The following is a 25,179-nucleotide window of genomic DNA, read 5'->3' as shown; positions in this document are numbered from 1 at the left end:
GGCGCTACTCCCCCGGCAGCCGCGCAGAGATGTGCTCGACGCTCGCGGCTCCCGCTATCGCCCGCAGGCTGTCCAACAGTGCGTTTATCCGCGTCACATCAAGGTGGCCGTGGTAATCGTCGCCGACTTGCATCACCGGGGCCATCTCGCAGGCGCCGAGGCATTCGACCGTCGAAAGCGTGAACAGCCCGTCCGGGGTGGTGCCGCCTTTCCTGATCCCCAGCATCGTTTCCAGATGGTCTAGCAGGTCCTCCGATCCGCACAGCATGCAGGAAACATTGTTACAGAGCTGCAGGTGGAACATCCCCACCGGTTCGGTATGGAAGAGGGTGTAGAAGGTCGCCAACTCGTAGACCCAGATTCGCTCGACTCCGAGAATGTCGGCGACCTCTTCCAGCACTGGCCCAGGCAGATGGCCATGTTCTTCCTGCGCGATCAGGAGCGCGGGCATGATCGCAGAGCGCTGGTCGGGATACCGCGCCGCCGCCTCTTCGATCTTTTCGCGCATGGTCATCGCATTCAAATCCTTGCTACTTGTCCACCTCCGCCATCACAGGGTCGAGGCTGCCGAGCACGGCGATCATGTCCGCCAGATAGCGGGCGTTGGTGACCCCGAAGAGGGCCTGAAGGTTGACGAACGAGGGTGCCCGCACTTTCATGCGGAACGGTTTTGGCGACCCGTCGCTGATGATGTAAAAGCCAAGCTCGCCCTTTGGCGCCTCGATCGCCGAATAGACCTCGCCCTTCGGCACCTTGAAGCCGTAGGCCGACAGGTCGAAATGCTGGATCAGCGCCTCCATCGAGCAGTGCACCCGATCCTTGTCCAGCGGGAAGGCGATGGTCGGCATGTCGATCTGGAACGGCCCCTCAGGCATCTGGTCGATGCATTGTTCGATGATCCTCATGCTCTCGCGCATCTCATCGACGCGGCATCGCCAGCGTGCATAGCAATCGCCCTCGTCACGGGTGATGACGTTGAACGCCAGCCTATCATAGATCTCGTAGGGCTCGTCGCGGCGGATGTCCCAGTCGACACCGGAAGCACGCAGGTTCGGGCCGCTGAGGCCGAGATCGATGCCATCCTCTGCGGAGATCACGCCGATCCCCTTCGTGCGATTGAGAAACACCCGGTTATCTTCGAGCAGTCGCTCATAGTCGCGGATACGGTTCGGAAAAATGTCGCAAAACTCCCGGATCTTGGGGAAGAACCCGTCAGGCAGGTCCTCGCGCACCCCGCCGACCCGGCAGAAGGACGTGTGCATGCGCGCACCGGTGATCATTTCCAGGAGGTCCATGATCATTTCGCGCTCGCGCATGACGTAAAGCAGCGCGGTCATGGCGCCGAGATCCATCGGCAGCGCGCCCGTGATCAGGAGGTGACCGGAGATTCGTGCCAGCTCGGCCATCATCACGCGGATATATTGCGCTCGGATCGGCGCTTCTATGCCGAGGAGTTTCTCCACCGCCAGCGCGAAGGCGAGGTTGTTCGAAGGCGGACAGAGATAATCGAGCCGGTCTGTCAGTGGGAAAATCTGGGTATAGGTGAAGCTCTCCGCCAGTTTTTCGGTGCCCCGATGGAGATAGCCGATATGCGGATCGACGCGCTCGACGAACTCGCCGTCCAGTTCGAGAACGAGCCGAAGAACCCCATGGGTGCTGGGGTGCTGCGGACCGAGGTTGAGAAGCACCTCCTTGGTATTGAGCGCTTCACCCTCAGGCCTGCTGAGCTCGGTGACTTCAGTCATCTCAATGTTCCGGTGTAGAACGGCCCCCTTACGGAATGTCCCTGGTGGCAAGGTCGGGCTGCGTTGGCGGCGGACCCTCGGCACCGAAGGGATTCAACTTGTCCTTATAGCCCCTGAGGGGGAAATCCTTACGCTGTGGGAAGCCCTCGAAGCCTTCCCACATGTAGATCCGGCGCAGATCGGGATGTCCCTCGAACCGGATACCGTACATGTCCCAGGCCTCACGCTCATGCCAGTTGGCGGTACGCCAGACTCCCGTGACCGAAGGCACTTCAGGAGGATCGCCAAGTCGGCACTTAATGCGGACCCGCCACCTGTTGGGCAGCGAATAAAGATGGTAGACCGCCTCGAACCGCGGCGTTTCGGGGTAATGATCGACGCCGCAAATGTCCGAGAGGAAATTGAACTGCAGCGCCGGATGCTCTTTCAGGAGCCGGCAGAGCTCAACGATCCTCTCGGGCGGAACGGCAAAGGCGTCGATACCGTGCGCAGTGCCGAGGTCGTCGATTGTTTCTCCGAAGCGCTCCATGATCGGAGCGCGATTGAGGGACGGCTCCGCACTCATGATGCTTTAACCCGATCCAGAGGTGTGCCGGCGAGCGCCCGGGACTTCTTGATCTTTTCTTGAAGCAGGAGGAAGCCGTGCATCAGCGCCTCGGGCCGGGGCGGACAGCCGGGCACATGCACATCGACCGGCACGAAGGTTTCCGATCCCTGCACCACGGCATAGGTGTTGTAGACGCCGCCCGAAATAGCGCAGGTGCCCATTGCGATGACCCAGCGCGGTTCCGGCATCTGGTCATAGAGCCGCCGCACAACGGGCGCGAATTTCCGCGTCACGGTGCCGGCGATAATCATGACGTCGGATTGTCTCGGTGAAGGGCGGAACACCACGCCGAACCGGTCGAGATCGTAGCGGGCGCAACCGGCCGAGATCATTTCGATGGCGCAGCAGGCAATGCCGAAGGTTTCCGGCCACAGCGCCGATCTCCGGCTCCAACTGATGATGCTGTCGGCCGTGGTGAACAGCACGCTGTCGCGGATCACATTATTTACGCCTCCCATTCCAGCGCTCCTTTCAGCCAGGCATAGGCGAAGCCTACGAGAAGCAGCAATATGAAGACGATCATCTCGATATAGCCGACCAGTCCGATCTCTTTCAGGACGACGGCCCAGGGAAAGAGGAACATCGCTTCGACATCGAAAACGACCAGCAGGATTGCGAGGATAAAGAACGGCACCCTGAAGCGGCCCGCCGCCGCCTCGCCCGCGGCGTCCATACCGCATTCATAGGGCATGTTCTTGGCGGGATAGGGATTGGATGGGCGCAGCAGCGAGGAAACGAACAACGTCACCCCCGCCACCAGAACGACTCCGGCGATCATGAAAAGAACCGGCAAGAATTCCATTGCAGCCATATCACTGCACCGGTTGCCCACCGACCTCATCCCGAACGGGTAAGTCGATCACGCCACGGCGCGACTGGACAATCCTTTCTCTGCCTCCAAGTTTATTCCGTCGGTGTGATCATTGCAAATCCAATCGCTCACCCGCCAAGGACCGAATCTTGGGCAAGCTTCAGGAACCACGACGGAAATAGCCCGATGCCGATGGTGCCGGCGGCGGTGACAGCGAGCGTCGCGCCCACCAGAGGCGTCAGCGCCGGGGCGAACGTCCTCTTCGGCTCGCGCATGTAGATCACCATGACGATGCGGATGTAGAAATAGGCGGCGACGGCGCTGAGCAGCACTGCGATTACCGCCAGGATGACGAAACCATGCTGGATGAGGGCGACAAGCACGTAAAACTTGGCGAAGAACCCGGCGGTCGGCGGAATGCCGGCCAGCGAGAAGAGATAGAGTAGCATCAGGAGCGCCAGCCACGGATGTGACTTGGCGAAACCCGCATAGTCTTCGATAACCTCGCCTGAGAAATCGCCGTTCCGCATCATGATGACGGCGCCGAAAATGCCGAGATTCATGATGGCGTAGATCAGCAGATAGAGCATCACGCTGGCGATCCCATCGGCGCCACCAGCGGCCACGCCGAAAATGGCGAAGCCGGCATGGGCGATGCTGGAATAGGCCAGGAGACGCTTGAAATTGTCCTGCACCAGCGCCACGAAGCTTCCGAGCGCCATCGTCACCACGGCAATGACGGCAACGATGATCCAGACGTCCGAGGCTGCGACCAAAGGGTTGAGGAATACCCGCAGGATCACCGCGAACCCCGCCGCCTTGGGGCCCACCGACATGAAGGCGGTGATCGTTGTGGGCGCGCCTTCATAGACGTCCGGCAGCCACATGTGGAAGGGAACCGCGCCGACCTTGAAGACCAGCCCGGCGACGATGAAGACCACCGCCAGCAACAAACCTGGATCGAGCGGATCGCCAGTCACGGCCGCAGCCATCCCGTCCAATTGCGTCGTGCCGGTGAGCCCATAGACCAGCGAAACGCCGTAAAGGAAAATCCCGGTCGAGACCGCGCCAAGGATTACGTATTTCAGTGCTGCTTCGTTCGACCGCCGCTCACGCCGCAGGAAGCCGGTCAGCACATAGGTGCAAATCACCATCAGTTCGAGGCCCACATAGATCGACAGGAGATCGGTCGCCGAGGCCATGATCATCATGCCCGAAAGCGCTAGGAGCAGCAGGACATAGTATTCGCTGCTCCCGATCCCTTCGATATCGGCATATTTTCGCGAAAGGACGAATGTCAGAACGGTGGCCAGGTAGAAAACGAACTTGAAGAAGACGGCGAAGCGGTCGGCGACGAACATGCCCGTGTAGGCCGGCCGCACCTCGCTAGCAAGCATGAGTGTCGCCAAGGCGGCAATCAATACAATCGCGATCGACGCCCAGACAAGCAAATGTTCCTGTCCCTTTCGTACAAACTGTCCCAGGATCAGCAGGATGCAGGCGCCGGTGATCACCACGATCTCGGGCAGGCTCGCTAGGGCCGACTGGAAAAGCGCGGCGGCGGTCATGGGCCGCTCCCCTTACTGTTCACCTGCGTCAGCAGATGCTTCACCGAGTCATCGATGATGTCGAGGAAGGGTTTCGGATAGAGCCCAACCCAGAGCACGAAGACGGCCAGCGGCAGGATCGCGGCCATCTCACGGGCGTTCACGTCGCGTGTCTTCAACCGGGTACCGACGCTGGCCGGGCCGAGCGCGATTTTTCCGTACATGCCAAGCAGATAGGCAGCCCCCAGCAATGCGCCCAAAACGGCTGCAGAGCCAGCGACCAGATTGGCCGCAAACCCGCCTGACAGCACCAGCAACTCGCCCACGAACGAATTCGTTCCCGGCAGCGCCATCGACGACAGGGTAAACAGTGCCAGAAACGTGGTGTAAACAGGCGCCACCTTCATCAACCCACCATAGTCGGCGATGCTGCGGGTATGGGTGCGCTCGTAAATCAGCCCGACGAACAGGAATAGGGCGCCTGTCGTCACGCCATGATTGAACATCTGCAGGATACCGCCCTCGAGCCCTCGGAGATTCAGCGCAAAAATCCCAAGCGTCACAAAGCCCATGTGGCTGATGCTGGAATAAGCCACAAGCTTCTTCAGATCGTCCTGCGCAAGCGCGAGCAACCCGCCATAGACGATCGCAAGCCCCGAAAGCGCCAGCATCAGCGGCGAATAATACATCGATGCTTCCGGCAGCATCGGCAGCGAGAACCGCAGGAATCCGTAGGCGCCCATCTTCAGGAGCACTCCGGCGAGGATAATGCTGCCCGCCGTCGGCGCCTGCACATGGGCGTCCGGCAGCCAGGTATGGACCGGCACCATCGGAACCTTGACCGCAAAAGCGACCAGGAAGGCGAAGAACAGCCAGGACTGGATCCGGAATGGCAAATCCTGTTCCGTCAAAGCGAGGATATCGAAGGTCCTTCCACCGTAGAAATAGAGCACGATGACGCCGATCAGGAACAGGAGGCTGCCCGCCAGCGTGTAGAGGAAAAACTTGATCGCCGCATAGACCCGACCCTCGCCGCCCCAGACGCCGATGATGAGATACATCGGGATCAGCATCGCCTCCCAAAAGACGTAGAAAAGGAAGAGATCGAGCGCGCAGAAGACGCCGAGCATCAGCGCTTGCATGAAGAGCAGGCAGATCATGAATTCCTTCACCTTGCGGTCGATCGCGACCCAGGAGGCGAGCACGCAGATCAACCCCAACAGTGCGGTCAGGAACACGAAGAGCGCGCTGATTCCGTCGATGCCAAGGGCATAATTGATCCCGAGCGCGGGCACCCACGGGTGCGTCTCGGTGAACTGCATGGCATGGATCTTGGTGTCGAATCCAACCAGCATGGCGATGCAAAGAGCAAGGTCGAGGACGGTGAAAGAGAGCGCGCTCCACCGCACTACATCGTCATCGCGCAGGAACATGAGAACCGCGGCCCCGACAACGGGTGTGAATATGATGAGGCTGAGCAGCGGGAAGCCCATGGCACCCCCTACCGCCACGCCACGACGAAGACGGCGGTGGCTGCGATCAAACCGACGATCATCGCCAGCACGTAATGGGTCACGACGCCCGTCTGGAGCCGCCTGAGCCGCCCGCCGCCGTGCAGGATCGAGTGGGCGACGCCATTCACGACGGCATCGACGCCGGTCAGATCGAGCCGGAGTCCTGCCCGCGCCGCGCCGTGCAGCAAGGGCAGCGCCGCGGTCTCGGAGACATTGCTCACCGCCTGCTCATAGCGCGCCAGCGGCGTTTCGGCGAGCCACATGAAGGCCCGCGCGCCCTTGCGGTAAAACCAGTCGGTGTCGAGGCTGATCGTGTTCTCGGGACCGAGCGCCCAGAGGAACAGCACGAACCCCAGGGCGGTGAACATCAGCAGCCCGAGGCTCTCCGTGACATGCGAACCCGTATAAGGTTCGAAATCCACCGGATAGGGCAGAAGCGCATAAAGCGGCTGGGGGAACACTCCGATCGCAATGCAGAGCACCGCCGCAATGCCCATGGCAATCAGCATGTTGCGCGGCGGCTCGCGCGCCTCCAGTTTCCGGTCCGTCCCGAAGAACATGTAATAGGGAAGCTTGAGGCCGGTGTGCAGGAACGTCCCGGACGATGCCATGGTCAGCGCAAGCACCACCATTGCGCGGTGATCCGCTCCTGCGGCCGCTATCACCATCGATTTGGTGACGAACCCCGAGAAGAACGGGAAGGCCGAGATCGCGAAGGCGCCGACCATGTAAAGCGCCACGGTCAGCGGCATTTTCTTGTAAAGCCCGCCGAGCTCGGTGAGCTTGCGTCGGCCGGTGACGTAGATGACTGCACCGGCACCCATGAACAGCAGCGCCTTGTAGAGGATATGCGCAAAGGCGTGGCTGGCGGCTCCGTTCAGCGCCATCTCGGTGCCGATGCCGATACTCGCAATCATATAGCCCACCTGGCTGACGATGTGATAGGCGAGAAGCCGTCGGCAATCGTTCTCCAGCACCGCGTAGATGACGCCGTAGAGCGCCATGATGGTGCCGAGCCAGACAAGGAGCTCGGTCCCCGGAAACGCTCGCGCCAGCACATAGACGGCGGTCTTGGTGGTAAACGCGCTCATGAACACCGCCCCGGTGACGGTCGCCTCCGGATAGGCATCGGTCAGCCAGGCATTGAACGGCGGCACGGCGGCGTTGAGGATGAAGCCGGCGAGAATCAGGTAGTCGCCGACCTCCATTCCTCCGTTGGTGAGGGCCCCCGCGATCGGGCCGAAAAGCAGTGAACCGGTGGCGAGCCCGTGGGAAATGATGCCGCCGAGCAGGACGACGCCGCCGGTGATATGAACCATGAGATAACGGAACCCGGCCCAGACCGCCGGTCCGCCACGCTGCGCGAAGACCAGATAGGCGGAAGCGAATGCCATGCCCTCCCAAAACAGGTAGAGGGTCAGGTAGTCACCGGCAAACACCACGCCAAGCGCGCTGCCGACATAAACGAATGCCGCCACGTGCTGGCCGGTATCCGTCAGGTGCAGCGCATAGACCATGCCGATCAACGCCATAATGGTGAAAACGGTGGCGAAGACGATGCTGAGCTTGTCCACCTTCGCGATCAGGATCTCCTGCCCGATGAATCGCGCTTCGCCATAGCTGCCCGGTTCCATGGCAAGTACGGCAAGGATCGCCAGCGCAGGGATCAGCAGCAGATAGGCCTTGCGGAGCGACCCGCTGAGGAAAGGGATCGGCAGGGCGCCAAGAATAAACAGCAGAGCTGGATGGATGAAGTCAGTCATAATAGTCCTCGCGCCGCATCAGCCCGACCCGATGGCCGAGAAACTTGGAAACGAAGATAAGCAGGACGCAGGAGACGAAGCCGTAGACGGCGGACCAGCCCGGCAGCCTGTCCCACAGATATTCGGGATGTTCGCGAGAGACCAGAAAGTCGGCGACGACGATCAGGACCAGCACGAGGTAGAACAGTCGGCGGCGCGGCCTCGCATATTGCTCGGCACCAAAGAAGTCGACGACACGCTTGATCATCGGATCACTCCATCTGCCAGAGTGAGAAAATAGCCCGGAAAAATGCCCATCAGCACCGACAGGATCGCCGTCGTGACCAGCGGAATCGTGACCAGCGGAATTTCACGGACCGTCGTCCGGCTCTCCTGCTTCTCCACCTGGAAGAAGGCGGCATAGCTGACCGGCAGGAAATAGGCGGCGTTCAGGACCGAGCTCACCAGGAGCACGACCAGGAACGCCGTCTCTCCAGCCGCCGCGGCGCCCTCCGCCAGATACCACTTGCTGACGAAGCCCGCGGTCGGCGGTATCCCGATCATGCTGAGTGAAGCGATGAAAAATGCCCCCATCGTCCAGGGCAGCCTGCGGCCGATACCGGCCATGTCGCTGATGTTGCGCTTGCCGGACGCGCAATAGATCGAGCCGGCGCAGAAAAAGAGCGTGATCTTGGAGAATGCGTGCGCCGCGATGTGGATGATCCCGCCGACCATCGCGACCGGCGACAACAGAACCGCGCCCAGCACGATGTAGGAGAGCTGGCTGACCGTCGAATAGGCGAGCCTGGCCTTCAGGTCGTCCCGCGTGAGGGCGTAAACCGACGCCATCAGGATCGTGAACGAAGCCAGATAGGCCGTGGCGATGCCGAGGCTCAGCCCACCCACCAGCCCCGTGCCGAAGACATGGAACACCACCCGCAGCACGCAGAACACGCCCATCTTGACCACTGCCACTGCATGCAAAAGCGCGCTGACCGGTGTCGGCGCGACCATCGCGGCGGGCAGCCAGGCATGCATGGGCATCACAGCGGCCTTGGCGAAGCCGAAAAGATAGCAGAAATAGACGACCGTCAGCAGCGCCGCCGAGGCATCGCTCGCCGCCAGCAGCCCTCCCGCGACAAAGTCGAGCGACCCCGCAATATGGTAGGTCAGCGCCAGTGCGGCGAGCAGCGCGCTTTTCGAGGCGCCCATCAGATAGACGAGGTACTTGCGGCCGCCCCTCCATCCCTCCTCGTCCTCGTGGTGATAGACGAGCGGATAGGTAACGAGACTGAGCACTTCGTAGAAGATCACCAGAGTAAACAGATTGGCGGCGAAGGCGCCTCCCGCGGCGGCCGCAAGACTGCTGGCGAAGCAGGCGAAGAACCGGGTCTGCGCATGCTCGTTCAAATGCCGCATGTAGCCGACGGAATAGATCGCCGCCACGATCCACAGCAGCGACGAGACGGTGGCAAACACCATGCCGAGCGCATCGACCCGGAAAGCAAAGTCGATCCCCGGCAGAACCTCGAACAGGCGCAATTCGACCGTCTCGCCCGCCAGCACCGTGGGCGCCATCGACACGACAATCGCGAACATTACGATCGCGGCCAATGGCGAGACCAGATCGCGAAGTCTCTCGCGGTTATGCAAAAGGAGAACTGCAAGGGCCGCCAGACCGGCGACGGCGATGGCAAGCAACGGCCGGATCGATACAACCGGGTCCAAAGCCGCTATCCTTTCATCACCGTCACGTCGTCGATCTTGAGGGTGGATTTGTTCCTCACGAGGGCAACCAGGATACCGAGGGCGACGGCAACTTCCGCCGCGGTGATTGCGATGACGAAGATCGCGAAGATCTGCCCGCGGAAATCGGCGTGGAAACGCCCGAAAGCGATGAAATTGATGTTGACCGAGTTGAGCAGCAGCTCCAGCGACATCAGTACGATGAGAATATTGCGCCTGAGCAGCACGCCCGCCGCTCCGATCACGAACAGGACCACTCCGAGCACAATATACCACCAGAGCGGAACCATCACCCCTGCTCCTTCCGCGCCAGCATGATGGCGCCGACCAAGGCCGCCAGCAGGATTACGGAGGCGGTTTCAAACGGCAGGAGATAGTCGGCGAAAAGGGCTGTGCCAAGCTGCCTGACGTCATCGCCGCTGCGCATCGCGACGGGCTCCATGACCGAAAAGCGGTTGCTCCAGAGCACCAGCACGAGCATCTCGACCCCGAGCAGGGCGAGCAGGACCAGAGCTGGGAGGTTGCCGCCTGGCAGGAACCGCTGCAACACCGCTTCGCGCACATCGATCATCATGATCACGAACAGGAACAGGACCATGATCGCGCCGACATAGACGAAGATCTGGATAACCGCGAGCAAAGGTGCCTGGAGCAAGACGAAGATTGCCGAGACCTGCAGGAAACACGCCATCAGCGCCAACGCGCTGTGAACCGGATTGCGCGCCAGGACCACCGTCAGGGCCGTGATCACGGATACCGCAGCGAACAGAAGAAAGAACCCCTGATCCATCGACGCCGACCCTCCGACGCGAACTGCCACTCGGCGCGAGACGGCCGGATTCGAGACTGCGCCGCAACTTCAGATGCCTTCGCAAATTGTGCCCTAGTATCGGATTTTTCACAAGATTATTGTCATCGGGGGAGCAAGATCGAGCCGGTCCGCACGTGGCCGACGGTCGCTTGCCAAGCCCGCGCTTTCGATCGGATCGCACCTATTTTATTGTTCCATAAGCAAATGGGATTACCCCGTAGGTACCTAGGTTTGTTACGGCGTAGTGGGAAATTTCTTGCAACTAACACCAGCTGTTCCCCCGAAGTTGCAAGTCTCTCTGCCATAAGGCCTCGGCATCCAAATAACAATGCCCGCCTAGGCGCGGGCTTGTTTGTTTGACAACGGGTCGAGGAGTCTTACCGCGTACCCTGATCCAGGCGCGTGCGGATCGCGTTCATCTGCTCGATCTCCGCACGCTGGCCGCGCGAGATGTTGGCGCAGAGAGCAACCACTTCAGGATCGTTGAGGGCTGCTTCCCGGCACATGAGGATTGCACCTGCATGATGCGGCACCATAGAGGCGATGAATTGGCGGTCGTCTATGAGAGCCTGTGTGCGAGTGCCTGCAAAGGCCGCGACGAACAGGATCACCAGGCCGGCATGGATGGCGGCGTTTAGCTTCCTGTTCCGGTACATGCCGCCCATGGTGGCGAGCATGATGATGCCCATCGGGGCCACCATCGCTAACGCCATGTAGAGCATGTTGAGATTATTCCGGAAATCGCTCCAGCCGTCGATCATTGAAAACATCACGAAGTACATGGCGATCAGGCTGAGGATCATGTTGACCGCGAACATGGAATAGGGATGCCTGCTCATCCCCTCATGTCGGGAATTGTGGTGGTTGCGCATTGTTAGCTTCCTTCCGGCCTTCGGACCGAGTCGCAAGGCGGTTAGAGCAATTCCAGGAAAAGTGCGAAGCCGTTTCCCTCCGGAATCGCGTAAATCCAAAAGGTTGGAGCGGTTCTGCGCTTCCGTGAAAAGCTGAACCGCTCCAGATGTTTCCGAGGCAACAACTCGGAGGCATTTCGCCTTAACCTTGCATAAGCGGGTTGGTTCCCGGATCGGCAGCAAGAGGATCAGACATGGCCAGCGCGCACGATCTCGATGCCATCATCTACTGTCAGCCAATTTTTCGGCCGGCTAATCCCCCTCTTTTAGGGAGAAGGCCAGCACATAGTCGCCGAGGTCAGTCGAATTTGCCGCTCCGCCAACCGAGACCAGCACATATTGTTTGCCTGTCCTCGGTGAGACGTAGGTCATCGGCGTCGCACTCGAGCCGACAGGCAGAGGATATTTCCAAAGCTCGTTGCCGTTCTCGGCGTCATAGGCGCGAATGTAGTAATCCTGAAAGCCGGCAAAGAAGACAAGGCCGCCCGCAGTCGCCGATGTGCCAGCATAGGTCGGCAAGCCCATTGACATGGGTAAATTCATCTTGATCCTGAACGGTCCGAGCTGTTCGGCAGTCCCGGCCGGCACCTGCCATGCGATTTTGCGTGTGTTCAGATCCACTGCCGTCACCATCCCCCATGGCGGTTGCGTGCAGGGAATGCGCAGTCTCGACGTCCACTTCTCGGTCGTCATACCATAAGGCGTGCCGCGCTGTGGAGCGGAGGGGCCGTGCGCCGCCGTGACGAGGGCGAAATCGACGTAATCGGCCCGCGGAACGAGGGCGAAGATGCTGGGTACACGGATGTCGTTCATGAACACGCGGTTGTTGGGGAGGTCGAGCGAGACGCTTCCCCAGTTGAGGCCGCCCAGATTTCCCGGCTGCTGAAGTGCAGGACGCGTGCCGATCGGGGTGAAGTCCCCGTCGTAGCGCATCTTGCGAAAGGCGATGCGGCAGGCCAGCTGATCGAACATTGTCAGGCCCCAGGCCCGCTGCTCGGTGACGCGTTCCGCACCAATCGTCGGCATGCCGACCGAATAAGGCTGTGTCGGCGACAGTTTCTCCTCCGGCGCGCCTCCCCTTTGCGGCACCGGCTTTTCCTGAACTTCGGCGAGGGGAAGGCCGGTCTGGCGATTGAGCAGGAAAAGCTGCCCACGTTTGGTGGTCTGCAAGATGGCGGGCACGATGGCGCCATTGCCATCGGGCAGGTCGATCAGCGCTGGTTGGGCCGGCAGATCATAGTCCCAGATATCGTGATGCACGGTCTGGAACTTCCATCTCTCCCTGCCGGTCGTCACATCGAGCGCCACCAATGTCGCGTTGTACTGATCGGCGAAAGCCGGGCGATTGGCGCCGTAATAATCCGGCGTGGTATTGCCGAGCGGGGCATAGATGAGGCCGAGCTTTTCGTCGAAGGCCGCTGTCGTCCACATATTGGGCGTGGCGCGCGTATAGGTCTCGCCTGCCGGCGGAAGCTTGGTGATCGCAGGATTGCCGAGATCCCAGGCCCATTCGAGCTCGCCGGTCACCACATTGAATGCGCGGATGACGCCTGAGGGCTCGCCGACCTCCTGATTGTCGGTGACCCAGCCTCCGATGACAATCAGGTTGCGGGCAATCAACGGAGCCGATGTCTGGAAATAGTAGCCGGTCTTGACTTCGCCCATGCCCTGGGAGAGCTGCACAGTACCGTTGTCGCCGAAGGCCGTGCACGGCGCGCCGGTCTTGCTGTCAATCGCGAGGAGGCGGGCATCGATCGTCGTCTGTATCAGACGCTCGTCGCAAAGGCCATCGGGCGATCGGTGTTCCTCCGGCATCTTGTAATAGCCGAGGCCCCGGCAGCGCTGCCAATAGGGCGCCGACGCTTTGGGGTCGAACGTCCAGCGGGGTTTTCCCGTATCGGCATCAAGAGCTGTGATCACATTCGTCGGTGTGCATGTGTAGACCGTATCCCCGATCTGCAGAGGTGTATTCTGATCGACGCCGTCGCCCCTTCCGGTTCGATATGTCCAGGCAAGGTCAAGCTGGGCAACATTGCTGCGGTTGATCTGGTCGAACGGGGAATAACGATCTCCCGCCGTGCTGCGGCCATAGGATGTCCAGTCGGAAGGGGAGTTGTCGCCCTTGGCGGTCTTGTAAGCCGGGGTGTCTGCAGAAGGGCGGATCACCTCATGCGGGATGAAGGCAAGACCGAATCCTGCAGCAAACAGAATGGCGGCAAGCAGGGCGCCGCCGTGGAAGAGCTTTCGGTCGACGGTGGGCAAGCGCGCTGGTGCAAAGAGCAACGCAAATCCCGCCAGTGCGATGGGGGACATCAAGCGTGCGAAGAGTGCCCAGAAATTGGTGCCCGATTCCCATATAGCCCAGGGAAGAGTGAAAACGGCGACAAGCAGGACAATCAATGCGCCGAGAGGCTTCCGGCGCCACAGCAGAACTGCCGCAACGAGGTAGGCAAGTCCTGTGATTGCGTAATAGGGCGAGCCGCCGAGGCTGAGCAGCAAGGCGCCGCCTCCCGTCAGGCCCAATCCAATAAAGGCGAGAACGATACAGAACAGAGCGGCCAGTAATTTCATCGTCTCCTCATCCAATTCGCTGCGCAATAGCCCGCATTCGTCTCCGACCATCGAACGGCGCCTCCGGCAGCACAGAGCGTTGGACCGATGGTCAGGTGTTCGTCCCGAAGACAAGCAGTCGCTTCAAATTTTTCATGATGTAGCTGCGGTCACTGACACGTGTCCCCGAGCCGGCAATGATGCTTGCGATTGCGTCAAAACTTCTGAAGGGGGCATTGATGGTTCTCGGTGAAAAGCTTGACCTGGCGAAGGGGCGGCCGACAGGATTCGATTACATGCGATTGCTGTTGGCCTTTTCGGTGCTTTGGATACATACGGCTCGTGTCACCTATGGCGATGATCTGTTTTTGTGGGAAACGCCCCTGCGGCCCTTTATCAAGTCGGTACTGCCCATGTTCTTCGCCTTGAGCGGGTTCCTGGTCGCCGGCAGTCTCGCGCGGTCGAAGACGTTGATCTCCTTTCTTGGCAATCGATTTATCCGGATTTACCCCGCCCTCGCAGTGGAAGTGTTGCTGGCTGCTTTTATACTTGGAGCGATCTATACCGAGTATGACCTCAGTAACTACTTCACCGACCCCCAGTTTTTTGCATATCTGCTGAATGTCACCGGACACATTCACTTCAATCTTCCGGGGGTGTTCCTGAACAATCCGGACGCCGCGATGGTAAATGGCCAGCTCTGGACCGTGCCTTTCGAACTTGAATGTTACGTCGCGATCGCCGTGCTTTTTCTGCTCGGCGTGGTCAAGCGGCGTGCAATGGCGCTGGTGGCAACGACGGCGTTGATCGTGGGGTTTGGGCTTGCGAGATATTGGAAGCACGAGAGCAACTGGGCATCCATGCCGACCACCGCGTCGGGGAATCTGCTGATCGGCGCCTTCCTCGTGGGCGTGACGATTTATCTCTACAAGGACAAGATTCTGTGGGATGTCCGCATCTTCATCGCTTCCGTTGCCGTCATATTGTGGGCTTACTGGTTCAGCTCTTTTGGGGACTTCGTTGCCATTCCGGCTATTGGATATGTAACGGTCTTTCTCGGCCTCACCTCGCCCCGCAAGCTCGGAGTGCTTCAGGGGGCCGACTATTCCTATGGCGTATTCCTATATGGCTATCCCATCCAGCAGGCCTTCGTCGCGCTCGGACCGTGGGCGCATAACTGGTGGCTGAATGGGATCGTCTGCAGCCTCATTGTCACTTGTTTTGCCGCCTTCTCGTGGCGATTCATCGAAAAGCCTGCGTTGGGGTTGAGGAAACAGGTGACCTGGCTTGAGAACCTGTACCTGCAGCGCGGTTCAAGACGGGAGTTGGCCGGCGCGGTTTTGAAATAGGCTTCCGGTCCCCATCGGAGAGCCCGCAAACCGAAGCCGACCAGCGAAGAGATCATCGCGATTTGCCGTCACAGCGGCTCTGACTGCTTAATGCTGATGCTGGGCTTATGCCATCGAATGATGCCTCAAGCAGTCATACCGTGTGACGCTTCAGTCGAGCCGTTCGATTTAGATTTGCCCCCTAAGCTTCGTATTGGCGGCTACCAGGTTCGGTCAAGATGCCGATCCAAGGGAGGCAGGGTCGTAGCGATTTTCATGCCTTCTCTGCGGGTGTCGCTGCGCTGAACCAGGCATGTTCTGCTGGACTGTTTCGATTTCGTCCCCGGAGACATTCTTCCAATATTTCCAGCCTTCGCCTTGAATGAGCCCATGATCGGACAAGTCCCTCCAGCTTGCGTAAGTGCCTGTATCGTCACAGACGAAGCCGCCCATCCCCTTATCAGCGGAGTAAACAGTGTATTCTTCCGTATGCTGAGAAACATGCTCGGCATCGGCAACCTTGTGCACGAAGGTCGATAGGAATTTGAAGTGGAGAAGCGCGCCGGATACGCAAATCGCGCCGCGCATGTCGCCCAGATTCAGGGAGAGCGGCCAGACCTGGTGTGATGATTTGAGAAACAGCCGTTCACCTGTCACATATACGAGCGGGATCTTGTTCAGCGCCGGCCCGTCCCAGAGCCGATCGCGAAAATAGATGCGTCCGCGGACGCCCCCTTTGATCCACGTTGTCCTGTTGCGGTCGTCGAAATGTGCGACGTAGCCGGACCGGTCGAATAGATTGCAGACTTCGAGCGGGTTGCGGCCGGGTTCACATATGTTTTCGAGAACGGGACGCTCGCTGTACATGTCGATCATGACCGAGCGGAGGGAATGACCGCCGGTGGATTCGATATAGGCGGTCAGCTGATCGATTGGCCGAGTGTCGCAATGCGGGTAGACCAGGAACTCGTCTGCATCGACATAAAGAACCCATTTCTCCTGACAGTGCCGGTTGATGACCTCATTGATCCAGTCGTTTCCGAACCTTGCCGCCTTGTAGGAGCCATGAGCCGAGAGAAGCGAGACATCGTCGAAACCGGACAGCAATTCTGCCGTTCCATCCGCCGAGCCGTTGTCGATGCAGATGAAGTGCTCGAAACCGAGATCGCGATAATATTGCAGGAAGAATGCCAGCCGATGGCCCTCGTCACGGATGACGCAGATGACGACGTGGCGGGCCTGTATGAGCCCACTGCGCAGCACGTCATAGCGAACTTGCCGAGCCTTGAGTGACCGGCGCAGGCGGGCTTTTGCGTAATGCGAGATACTGGCGACGGAAGCCCGATAACTCATTTTCAATCCTGAGCTCTATATGCGGATCTTTATTTGTTGGGTCGGACCAGTATGCGTCATCATACTGCGTAGTCGCCAACCAGCAGGTTCTGAACCCGCGGGTGGGCGCCGTTCCTTTCGATTGCGTGTTCGAGGCGTGCCCGTATCGACCGATATTTATAGAGTATCTTCCGATCGAGGCTTATTCCGCGATAGAGCGCGCTGTAAATCGGATGCGCTCTGCGCAGATCGGCATAGACTTGGCTTTCACGATCTGTCCATGGAAAGAAGGTCCCATGCCATGGCTTTGGATGCGCCATATAGTGGACGATCGCCAGTGACGACATGTTCACCAGATGCAGAAACTGCTTGGGAAAGTTCCAGCGGTTGGACACGAGGATGAGCGACGAACCGCAAACATAATTTAATGCGCCCTGATCATGTTTGCCCTCGCAAGCCTCGGGATTTCTGGCAAAAAGCTCAAGCGCCTCCTGTCCGATCCAGCCGTTGCGATGGAATTTCAGGACCCCTGCATTGAAGTAGTGGTTGTCCTTCCCAGTGTTGAGGAAGTCCTGGATTGCCGTGTAATCGCGGGCCGCGAAAAACCGGCCTTCAGGCACGTTGGCGTTTTCGAGTTTGCCGAGATCGCTGACGATCTGGGTATCGCCATCGAGATAGATGATCTGGCTGTAATGGGTGGGCAGGATCTCGCAAAGGACTAGTTTGGCCATCGTGCTGACGCTGATGCGCCCCTGAAAATGCGAACTGTCAAGCTTGCCGAGCGAATCCTGCAGTGCGTCGGTCGCATCTGCCAATTCGACGCCGCTCGCGGCGAGCAGGGCCTTCAACTCGCCGAAATTGTCGAGACGTTCAGACATAAGCACGCAAACGTCGGTTGCGGAACTTGCGAATTTGCGAGCCTGAAGCGCGGAAAGGATAGTCGGAAATGAATATTCCACATCCGTGACGTAGACAACGCACTGATTGTTCATGTCATCACCCTTCCGGTTGTCTTGAATGCGACTGAATGGCTGCTCTCTTCAGGGTTGAGGGAGCAGTTGTTGATTGACCCGGCTGACCTGTCGTATGACAGTCCGGTCGGGTATATATTGCGGATCGCAGGACCGCTCGTTTGCTGAAACAGCGTCCCGCCTCCGGTTGTGTGTTCCATTGTTGAGACGCTCGTCATGGAGAAAGCCGTGCCTATTACAGGACTGTGCTTCGATATCTTGAACCGTGGCAGGACGATTGGTGCCAGGGTCCTTGTCGAAATGCAGAGGGATGGAAGATGGCCATGCTGATCACCACCCTGGTGGCGGCCGTGATTTCGATAGCCGCCGGCGCTTCGATCCGCGCTTGGGCCTTCGCGATTTTCGCAATTCTTGTGGCTATCGGCTTCGGCAGCCTGGCATTCGCCGACGGCTCCTCGCTGATCGCAGCGATCGCTTCCGGCCTCGCTCTCCTCGTGCTCATGGAGATCGGCTATCTCGCCGGCGTCTTCCTGTCGGGTTTTGCGCGGCGTAGCGCCAGGCTGCGGCAAAGCAATTCCGCCGCCGATAGCATAGCACCCACCAGCGAGCGCCAGCAGGGCTGATGTTGAAACACGACCGGCCACGCGTCCTTCCGAGGACCGTGGTGCGGAACCGCGTTCCTCCCGCATTCCAACGCCGGTATTTCCTGACGGATGCAGCGGCTTTTGGCCTTGAACGAAATTCGCGGCTGGGGTCATCACGCTGCAAACACCGGCGCTCTCCTCAGAGATGCCGATGCCTCCGGTCGATGCCGATTTGCGACAGATCGGGTCACTCGATGCTGCGAGACATAGGGAGCGGCCAGGCAACCGGCAGCCAAACCCGCTGTGGTGCTGAACAGCAGGCCAAGATCGGTGCCGCTTCCTGAAATCGCCGCAGAGACGATCTGTGAGATCGTTGCCATAATAGCGGCGTTTCCGATCGCATGTGTCTCCCGATCGCCCGAGACCTGCCGGCTGGGGGCTCTGACGAGGCTGTACAGGAAGGCGGCGAAGAGAAGCGTGCCGGTCAATCCGACGTTGGACAGCAATGCGGCGATGAAACTTGACGCTCGAACAGTCCCGAGCCCGGCGCCGAAGGTTGCAGTATCGACGAATGCGATCAAAGCCAGCGTGTTCCAAGCGGTACGCTCCTCGCCGGATTGCGATTGGAGTTTGTCCGATAGGGTGGTGTTGACGAGGCTCGTGATCGAATCCCACGCATCGGGGACAAGGCTGAGGGCTACGATGGCGCAAGGGATTAGGAAGAGGGTTATCGCCAGGAAAGTCATATGCGAGCTCTTAGCCGACCCGGCAATCATACGTTTGAAGCAGAAAAGCACGAGCATGCAGACAACGAAGAGCCCGGCGATATAGGCGGTTGTCGACGTGCAGAGCAGGATCGTGGGGCCGATGAAAAGCGTTGCCATGCCGGCCATGCGGCTTCGGACACGCTCCAGCCAGAGCAGAAGAGTGAATGAAAAGTAGGCCAGTGCGACCGTCCCGTATATGCTCGCTTCGGGAAAGGCGCCGACGATGCGTTTGAAACCGCTGATCGTCTCGGCCGTGTGCATGGTATAATTCGCGTTTCTAATCACATCTAGCAGGTAGGACTGTCCGGTCAAAAACGTTCCGATGTCGAGCAAGGCAAAAGCAAAACATGCGATTGACGCGACGATCAACTGTTGTGCGATGAAGCGTGCATATCCGAGCCTCGCAAGCCCCGAGACCATGGCAAAGCAGGCGAGATCGCCGAGCAGATAGACAGATTGGCTAAGGTTGGATGAGCCTGGCGACAAGGGGGCGGCCACCGTCGACATCATGCCGGTCGCATCTCTCGCAGAGGAGTAGACGAGGGTCGCGCCCGCAAAAATGCGCGGCAGGAAGAAAGACGACAGGACGGAAAACAGGATATAGGCGGCAAACCAGAAGCCAGGCCCCGGATAAGCGATGCTCGCCAGCGCCGCTTGGGTCTGGACTGGACGCAACAAGGTGGCGGCGACGATAAACAGGAGCAGAAGATGGCTTGGCTGGATACTGCTGCCGCCGAGCGCCGGCAATTGCAGAGCCGCCGCGGCTCCCAGCAGCGTCAACAGGCAGAGGGTCGTCACTGCAAAACGAGCGCCATTGACGATGGCGAGGAGGCCAAGCAGGAGAACGATGAAACCGAGTGGCTCTATCGACATGCGTCAAATCCCATGCGAGGCGATAGCCGCCAGCTGTCGTCGCTGATCATCATCGCGCCTCCTAATTCGAGCCCGTCTGGGATATCCAACCGTGACCCGCTCGATCATCGCCGGCCACATCAGACGACGGGAGTGTCGAGCTCTGGGCCTGGGGTAGGGGCCGTATAGGCGAAGTCGGCGCCTGAAGATTGGTGTCCAAACCGATCTCGACAAGATCATGCGGCAGCAATGCGGTTTGCTCGTCGGCAACGATGTTGCTGGAGGTTCCATCGCTATTGCGACGCACAATCCTGTAGTTCTTCTGCGCTCTGCCAATACCCGGCGCCTCCGTGTTCATCTGAGCAAGTTGAGCGTCGTAGCCGGCCTGCTCGCCAAGAAGCTGCGCCACCTGGATATCGATCGCCGCTCTGCCGATCGCGAGGTTGACCTGATTCAGCAACTCCTGGTTTTCGCTGTTCTGCCTATTGACGATATTGATCTTGGAACGGTCGGCCTCACTGAGGCCCTGCCGAGCCGTGGTCAGCGCAACTTCGAGATCAATCAGGGTACCTTGGGCATCCGCAACCCAGCGGTCGACAGACACCTGGCGAGAATTGCTGACCAACCCCTTGCTCACCAGGCTGTTGACGTTGTCCAGTTCCTTTTGGGCAAGGTCAATCTGCCGCTTTTGCGAACTGATCTTGGCCTCGAGCGACTCGACCTGCTGACCATAGAGGCGGGCGAGGTCATTCGCCGCTTCGATCTGGCTATCGATATCGACGCGACGCAGCCGCATCAGGTTCAATTCCTGTGCCTTCAGATTGTCGACGTCGGGCGTTCCCACGAGTTCGGCAGGAATCTCGAAACTCTGCGCACCGGCGATTTCCGCCCGCAGCCGGGCCTGCCGCATCAGGAGATCCCGCCGGTTGAGGACGGCGGTCCGAAAGGCCCCGGCTGCCTGAATCCGGTCGCGTTCGAAATAAGTATTGTCCTCGCGTTCCCGCAGAAAGCCGCCAGCGATGCTGATGGCCTTCATGACCGTCATCCGCGGTTCAAAAGGGTAGCGTCCCGGAATTTGAACGGTGCCGGTCACAAATATCGGAGCATGCTCGGCAACCTCCACGGCGATGTATGGCTTGCCAGGAAGTTCCGCCTTTTCGGCGAGCGCGCTGGCGATGGCATCGGCGAGTTCTTCGGATGTTTTTCCAGACGCCTGTACATGGCCAGCGATCGGGATCGACAAATCACCAGTATCGTCGATGGTATAGACGCCATCGAGAGCTTCCCAGCTGGCATAGCGGGAATCCGCTGAACGCCATTCGACGACACGAAGTCTGACCTTGTCTTCCGCCACGAGGGTGAATGTTTGCGCGCGGGCGACGCTCCAGCCGGTCATGCAGCAGAAAACCAGCAAGGCGAGTGCGGAGACGACGCGATCGGCTAAGAATGTGGACTGCATTGATCTATCTCCGTTTCGTTGCGATAGGCGGCGACGCCATTGCGCGGGACGGCGGATTGCCGAATTCGAGAATGCGGGACGGTGCGGAGCGCGCGGCAAGAAGATCGGCGATCGCCAGCAAATTGCCGTTCAGACGGCCCCATCGGTCGACCAAGCGATCGTTGAACACTATGCCCAATGCGTTCGCCAGGATGTTGCGGCCGATCTGCGCTATCGCGCGGGTCTTCGACATCGTGCCCTTGCGGATCAGGTAGATAGGATTGGCAACCTGCGAATAGCCGAGTCTCCGGCCAGGCTGCCGCCCGGATCTAACGCCGAGATGCACTCCGCGAGCGCCTTCAACGCGCACGGATCTGCCGTAGCGGGCAATGGACCTGCTGAAATCGACGTCCTCAAGCCAGCCATAGAGCGGCAGTTGCTCGTCAAACGCTAGTGCGTGTTCGAGGACGGGGGCCAAGCGAACCGCCATATTGCACCCGTATGCATTATAGACATCCGTAACCCGCTCGGACCCTTCGCCGGCGGTGTGAAGAACCTGCAGGGCCTTCGACATGTCGAGCCCCCCATCAAGGACGCCGTCCGCCAGGACTTCGCCGGTGGCGATCGCAACGTCAGGCTTTGTTGCAAAGACGGCCATCATTCGTGACAGGAAGGTTGCCGCGGGAATGAAATCGTCGTCCAGGAAGATCAAGACATCCGTATCGACCGCGGCTGCCCGGATGATGCTGTTGCGCTGGGAGGTCAGGCCACGACTGCCGACAATGACTTCCACGTCGAGGCGGCCGGCGAGCCCGGCGGCGTCGTCGATCCCCGGCACGCAGACGATTAACCGCTGCGGCTGATCCGGCAGGCCGGCGAGATATTCGATCGTTTCCAGCAGGATCGAAGGGCGCCCCGCCGAAGCAATTCCGATGGCAATCCGCAACGGTTGGCTCGTTATTGCTTCCGTGTCGTGGGAAACAGTCGTCGGTGCGATCCGGTAGCCCTGCCTGGACGTTTCTGCCGAACGGGCGGTCATGACTGCATGCTCTTCGGGGCGTGATTGATGATTGCGCCGAGGATCTCCGCGCCGACGTTCCGCATCGTGTCGATGACGCGCATGGCGTCGTCGATCGATGTGCGTCCGTACGAGGCGACAACCAAGACGCCGTCCAGCTCCGGCGCGATGGCGTTGGCATCCGGTGACGTGGAGAAGGCGGAAATGTCGACGAATATGGCGTCGAACTGCTTTTTCAGCTCGGCGAAGCTCAATTGCGTGCGGCGGGAACTCAGGCGAATGGCCGGTGTTACGGTATCCACCTTGCCGAGCGGCAGGAACTTCAGCGTCGGGGTGAGCGGCAAGGCGGCCGTCTGAATGAGGTCGCCATTGTCGAGGACATCGACGAGACCGCTGGAACTATGAGGCGCGAGCGCGTTGCTCAGCGATGATTTATGCGCGGCCGCATCAATCAAAAGTGTTTTCGCTCCAGATACCGATGACAGCACAGCAAGATCACTTGCGATGGTCGATGTTCCGCTGCCTGGATTGACGGCGACCACTCCGATGACGATCCGGCGCTTGCGCCGAAGTCCGACGACCGTTGCGCTCAGCTCCGCCATGCCAGGAATAGGGGGGTAGGCGGCTCTGCTGCTGTCCGTCCCGGCGGGGAAACGAGCCGGGTCGCCGTTCCCTATCCTTTTCGATGTCGCCAGCACTGTGACGAAGGGCAGACCGCAGGTTTCCGTGATCTGATGCGGGCGGACGAGCCGGCGGTCGCTGGCGTGCCTTATCATCGCGAGTGCGAGACCGGCACCGAGGCCGACAACCGCCGCAAAGGCTGCGATGAGCGTGCTGCGTGGTCTCGCCTTCGAAAGAGGCAGCGTGGCCTGCGAGACGATCGTCGCATCGGAGATCGGATAAGTGATGCGTTGCCTGGCTTCGGTCAGCTGGTTCAAGGTGCTTTCATAAAGGGTCCGGCGGGCATCCGTCGCGCTCTGTAGCTCCGCAAGCTTGGCCTGGTCGCGTGGATTGCTCGTGAAACTGGCGAGGGCGCTGGCGGTATCCGCCAGCCCTCGCTGTTGCTCGGCTATGAATTTCGCCAGCCAGTCGCTGTATTGGCGGGCGGCGTTGGCTTTCATTGCGATATTCTTCTGGATATACTGTCTGGCAAGCGTGTCGGCGATGTCGACGGCCTTCTGAGGGTTGGATGCCGCAGCTGATATCTCGATGATCATCGAGTTTCCGATCCGTCGGATGTCTATCATGTTCAGCAGTTTGGCGGTTGCCCAGTCCTGGAGCCGTTCCTCCTCTGTCCGCGGTTGCGCTTCGCTCGCTCCCTTGCCCGCCGTATCCTGCGATGGAATATCCGCTTGCGATGAAAGCCCCATCAACCAATTCTTCGCTCTGTCCTGCAGGGAAGGCGTCTGATCGACAAACTCCAGGTCGTGAACAAGACCAAGTGCTGCGACCGTTCCGCCGACGACATCGCTCGATCTGGCGATCTCCAGCTGTCCTTCAATGAATGCATCTTCCGCGAACGCCCTCTGTGCTTCAGAGCCGCTCACCTGGGGGAAGATCACCAGCTGCGTGCTGGCAACGAAAGTCGGTTCGGCTGTCAGCAGGTAGATTCCGGCGATCGCCAGGAAAGCGATGGTGGTCACGACGATCCAATGCCAGCGCATTTTCAAGAAGAAGAGCATATCCCGCAGCGTCAGCGGCGAATTCCCGCCGCCTGTGGCTGCTGCAGGCAGGGATATGGAAGAGACACCGCTGAAGATCGTGCTGGAGGTCATGTCGTCCTAATCCGGAATGGGAAATCAAGGAATAACCAGGTAATGGCAGCTAGGAGGAGACGGGGAGAAGCGCATCGCCCCATCTCGGGCACGGTCGGCGGCCCCCTGAACGCTCAGTACGATCCGCGCTGGGAAAACAGCGCAGGAATGGTCTTGGCGATGATGACGAAGTCTCGAGCGAGCGACCAATTGTTGAGATAGTGGACGTCGAGAGAAACCCTGTAGTCGTAACTGACGTCGTTGCGCCCGCTGGTTTGCCATTGACCGGTCAGTCCCGGACGGACTGCCATATAGGCCCACATATGTTCGCCGTAGCGCGGCAATTCCTCGGCTGTGACCGGGCGGGGTCCGACGAGGCTCATTTCGCCGCGCACGATATTGATCAGCTGGGGAAGCTCGTCGATGCTCGAGCGCCTGAGGATATCGCCGACTGCGGTAATCCTCGGATCGTTCTTCAGCTTGCGCGTTGCTTCCCATTCGCTGCGGGCCGCCGGGTTGTTCTGCAGCAGTTCGGCAAGCTGAACGCTCGCATCGGTCTTCATTGTCCGGAACTTCATGCATCCGAAGGGCGCGCCGCCGAAGCCAATGCGTGTATGGGAATACAAGACGGGGCCGCGGTCGGACAGTTTCACGATCAATGCCACGATCAGCAGAAGCGGGGAGAGCAAGACCAGCGCGGTGATCGCGACAACAAGGTCGATAGCTCGCTTCGCCGACCTGCCCACTGAGCGAGGCTGGGACTCCCGTAACTCGCCGCCCTTTGCCGTCCGTTCGACGCGCGACCAGGTCTCAAAACTGTGTGCTTCCCATGTCATCGCGGCCTCCAAAAAATTGCCGTCAAGAACCATTCAAAGCTTGCTGCGCCGCACCCTGATTGTCTGTTACCAAGGTCATAATTCTTAATTAATTCTTTATGCTACCACGATGAATAAGAGATTTCCGATCGCTTAGCTGTGTCATCAATTCTTTTAAGTGGTTCTGTAATCTCTACCAAGATGAATATTCTCTAATATTCGATATCGTAGTTCTGATGTTGCTTTTAACGCGTTGATTTTTTTTGATCAAAATAGTCTCTTTATGTGCATGTATACTAGTTACAACGATGAATTTTTGACCTTTGCGCCGCAAAT

The 25,179-nt window shown here is 59.4% G+C and carries 23 protein-coding genes; 2 read left to right on the top strand and 21 right to left on the bottom strand.

All coding sequences use genetic code 11. The features are described 5' to 3' along the window. Positions 1 to 4: 4 nt before the first annotated feature. The 14 genes from nuoE to NXC14_RS17765 all read right to left on the bottom strand — a co-directional run bounded on the left by nuoE (position 5) and on the right by NXC14_RS17765 (position 14,005). The gene (gene nuoE, locus NXC14_RS17830) at positions 5 to 514 is read right to left on the bottom strand and encodes an NADH-quinone oxidoreductase subunit NuoE (protein WP_085779266.1); all 510 of its coding nucleotides are present in this window, start codon (positions 512 to 514) and stop codon (positions 5 to 7) included. A 16-nt stretch (positions 515 to 530) separates the two neighbouring features. Then, positions 531 to 1,745: an NADH dehydrogenase (quinone) subunit D gene (nuoD, locus tag NXC14_RS17825; protein ID WP_085779265.1), complete on the bottom strand. Its 1,215-nt coding sequence runs from the start codon at positions 1,743 to 1,745 to the stop codon at positions 531 to 533. A 28-nt stretch (positions 1,746 to 1,773) separates the two neighbouring features. Beyond that, positions 1,774 to 2,310: an NADH-quinone oxidoreductase subunit C gene (locus NXC14_RS17820; protein ID WP_085779264.1), complete on the bottom strand. Its 537-nt coding sequence runs from the start codon at positions 2,308 to 2,310 to the stop codon at positions 1,774 to 1,776. After that, positions 2,307 to 2,810, bottom strand: coding sequence for an NADH-quinone oxidoreductase subunit B (locus NXC14_RS17815; RefSeq protein WP_085779263.1), 504 nt, complete (start codon positions 2,808 to 2,810; stop codon positions 2,307 to 2,309). The genes NXC14_RS17820 and NXC14_RS17815 overlap by 4 nt, the downstream gene beginning before the upstream one ends. Then, the gene (locus NXC14_RS17810) at positions 2,798 to 3,163 is read right to left on the bottom strand and encodes an NADH-quinone oxidoreductase subunit A (protein ID WP_085779262.1); all 366 of its coding nucleotides are present in this window, start codon (positions 3,161 to 3,163) and stop codon (positions 2,798 to 2,800) included. Before NXC14_RS17810 ends, NXC14_RS17815 begins: the two co-directional genes overlap by 13 nt. Before the next feature lie 128 nt (positions 3,164 to 3,291). Further along, positions 3,292 to 4,731, bottom strand: a complete 1,440-nt coding sequence (locus tag NXC14_RS17805; protein ID WP_085779261.1) for an NADH-quinone oxidoreductase subunit N — start codon at positions 4,729 to 4,731, stop codon at positions 3,292 to 3,294. After that, on the bottom strand, positions 4,728 to 6,203 hold the full coding sequence (locus tag NXC14_RS17800; RefSeq protein ID WP_085779259.1) for an NADH-quinone oxidoreductase subunit M: 1,476 nt from the start codon (positions 6,201 to 6,203) through the stop codon (positions 4,728 to 4,730). The genes NXC14_RS17805 and NXC14_RS17800 overlap by 4 nt, the downstream gene beginning before the upstream one ends. Before the next feature lie 8 nt (positions 6,204 to 6,211). Further along, entirely contained in the window at positions 6,212 to 7,987 is a 1,776-nt protein-coding gene (locus NXC14_RS17795; protein ID WP_085779258.1) for a Na(+)/H(+) antiporter subunit D, read from the bottom strand. Next, positions 7,980 to 8,234 carry a hypothetical protein gene (locus NXC14_RS17790; RefSeq protein WP_085779257.1) on the bottom strand — a complete coding sequence of 85 codons (255 nt, stop codon included), beginning with the start codon at positions 8,232 to 8,234 and terminating at the stop codon, positions 7,980 to 7,982. The genes NXC14_RS17795 and NXC14_RS17790 overlap by 8 nt, the downstream gene beginning before the upstream one ends. Beyond that, positions 8,231 to 9,694 (bottom strand): monovalent cation/H+ antiporter subunit D family protein, encoded by a 1,464-nt coding sequence (locus NXC14_RS17785; protein ID WP_085779256.1) that lies wholly within the window; start codon positions 9,692 to 9,694, stop codon positions 8,231 to 8,233. Before NXC14_RS17785 ends, NXC14_RS17790 begins: the two co-directional genes overlap by 4 nt. Positions 9,695 to 9,699: 5 nt before the next feature. Beyond that, a complete protein-coding gene (gene nuoK, locus NXC14_RS17780; protein ID WP_085779255.1) occupies positions 9,700 to 10,002 on the bottom strand; it encodes an NADH-quinone oxidoreductase subunit NuoK in 303 nt (100 codons plus the stop codon). Beyond that, complete coding sequence (locus tag NXC14_RS17775; RefSeq protein WP_085779254.1) at positions 10,002 to 10,502, bottom strand: NADH-quinone oxidoreductase subunit J; 501 nt, start codon at positions 10,500 to 10,502, stop codon at positions 10,002 to 10,004. The genes nuoK and NXC14_RS17775 overlap by 1 nt, the downstream gene beginning before the upstream one ends. Before the next feature lie 398 nt (positions 10,503 to 10,900). Beyond that, positions 10,901 to 11,395, bottom strand: coding sequence for a DUF305 domain-containing protein (locus NXC14_RS17770; protein ID WP_085779253.1), 495 nt, complete (start codon positions 11,393 to 11,395; stop codon positions 10,901 to 10,903). Between the two features lie 291 nt (positions 11,396 to 11,686). After that, on the bottom strand, positions 11,687 to 14,005 hold the full coding sequence (locus tag NXC14_RS17765; protein ID WP_085780176.1) for a membrane-bound PQQ-dependent dehydrogenase, glucose/quinate/shikimate family: 2,319 nt from the start codon (positions 14,003 to 14,005) through the stop codon (positions 11,687 to 11,689). Positions 14,006 to 14,223: 218 nt separating this feature from the next. Here NXC14_RS17765 and NXC14_RS17760 point away from each other — a divergent pair, with 218 nt between their 5' ends. Beyond that, positions 14,224 to 15,333 (top strand): acyltransferase, encoded by a 1,110-nt coding sequence (locus NXC14_RS17760; RefSeq protein ID WP_085780175.1) that lies wholly within the window; start codon positions 14,224 to 14,226, stop codon positions 15,331 to 15,333. Positions 15,334 to 15,546: 213 nt separating this feature from the next. Here the strand turns inward: NXC14_RS17760 and NXC14_RS17755 are convergent, their stop codons facing one another. Both NXC14_RS17755 and NXC14_RS17750 read right to left on the bottom strand, forming a co-directional pair. Next, positions 15,547 to 16,665 (bottom strand): glycosyltransferase family 2 protein, encoded by a 1,119-nt coding sequence (locus tag NXC14_RS17755; RefSeq protein WP_085779252.1) that lies wholly within the window; start codon positions 16,663 to 16,665, stop codon positions 15,547 to 15,549. A 59-nt stretch (positions 16,666 to 16,724) separates the two neighbouring features. Then, a complete protein-coding gene (locus NXC14_RS17750) occupies positions 16,725 to 17,636 on the bottom strand; it encodes a glycosyltransferase (protein ID WP_085779251.1) in 912 nt (303 codons plus the stop codon). Between the two features lie 302 nt (positions 17,637 to 17,938). On the opposite strand from NXC14_RS17750, the gene NXC14_RS17740 reads away from it, so the two are divergent. Then, positions 17,939 to 18,238 (top strand): hypothetical protein, encoded by a 300-nt coding sequence (locus NXC14_RS17740; protein ID WP_085779249.1) that lies wholly within the window; start codon positions 17,939 to 17,941, stop codon positions 18,236 to 18,238. 134 nt (positions 18,239 to 18,372) lie between these two features. On the opposite strand, the gene NXC14_RS17735 is transcribed toward NXC14_RS17740, so the two are convergent. The 5 genes from NXC14_RS17735 to NXC14_RS17715 form a co-directional block, all read right to left on the bottom strand. Further along, complete coding sequence (locus NXC14_RS17735; protein WP_085779248.1) at positions 18,373 to 19,839, bottom strand: hypothetical protein; 1,467 nt, start codon at positions 19,837 to 19,839, stop codon at positions 18,373 to 18,375. Between the two features lie 61 nt (positions 19,840 to 19,900). After that, positions 19,901 to 21,277, bottom strand: a complete 1,377-nt coding sequence (locus tag NXC14_RS17730; protein ID WP_085779247.1) for a polysaccharide biosynthesis/export family protein — start codon at positions 21,275 to 21,277, stop codon at positions 19,901 to 19,903. A 4-nt stretch (positions 21,278 to 21,281) separates the two neighbouring features. Further along, complete coding sequence (locus NXC14_RS17725) at positions 21,282 to 22,295, bottom strand: glycosyltransferase (protein ID WP_085779246.1); 1,014 nt, start codon at positions 22,293 to 22,295, stop codon at positions 21,282 to 21,284. Next, positions 22,292 to 24,049 carry a tyrosine-protein kinase domain-containing protein gene (locus NXC14_RS17720; protein WP_085779245.1) on the bottom strand — a complete coding sequence of 586 codons (1,758 nt, stop codon included), beginning with the start codon at positions 24,047 to 24,049 and terminating at the stop codon, positions 22,292 to 22,294. Before NXC14_RS17720 ends, NXC14_RS17725 begins: the two co-directional genes overlap by 4 nt. 113 nt (positions 24,050 to 24,162) lie before the next feature. Next, positions 24,163 to 24,864: a sugar transferase gene (locus tag NXC14_RS17715; protein ID WP_085780174.1), complete on the bottom strand. Its 702-nt coding sequence runs from the start codon at positions 24,862 to 24,864 to the stop codon at positions 24,163 to 24,165. Positions 24,865 to 25,179: the final 315 nt, after the last annotated feature.

The organism is Rhizobium sp. NXC14, assembly GCF_002117485.1.
In the GTDB taxonomy this organism is placed as follows: domain Bacteria; phylum Pseudomonadota; class Alphaproteobacteria; order Rhizobiales; family Rhizobiaceae; genus Rhizobium.
This window is presented reverse-complemented; position numbering and strand designations above follow the sequence as displayed.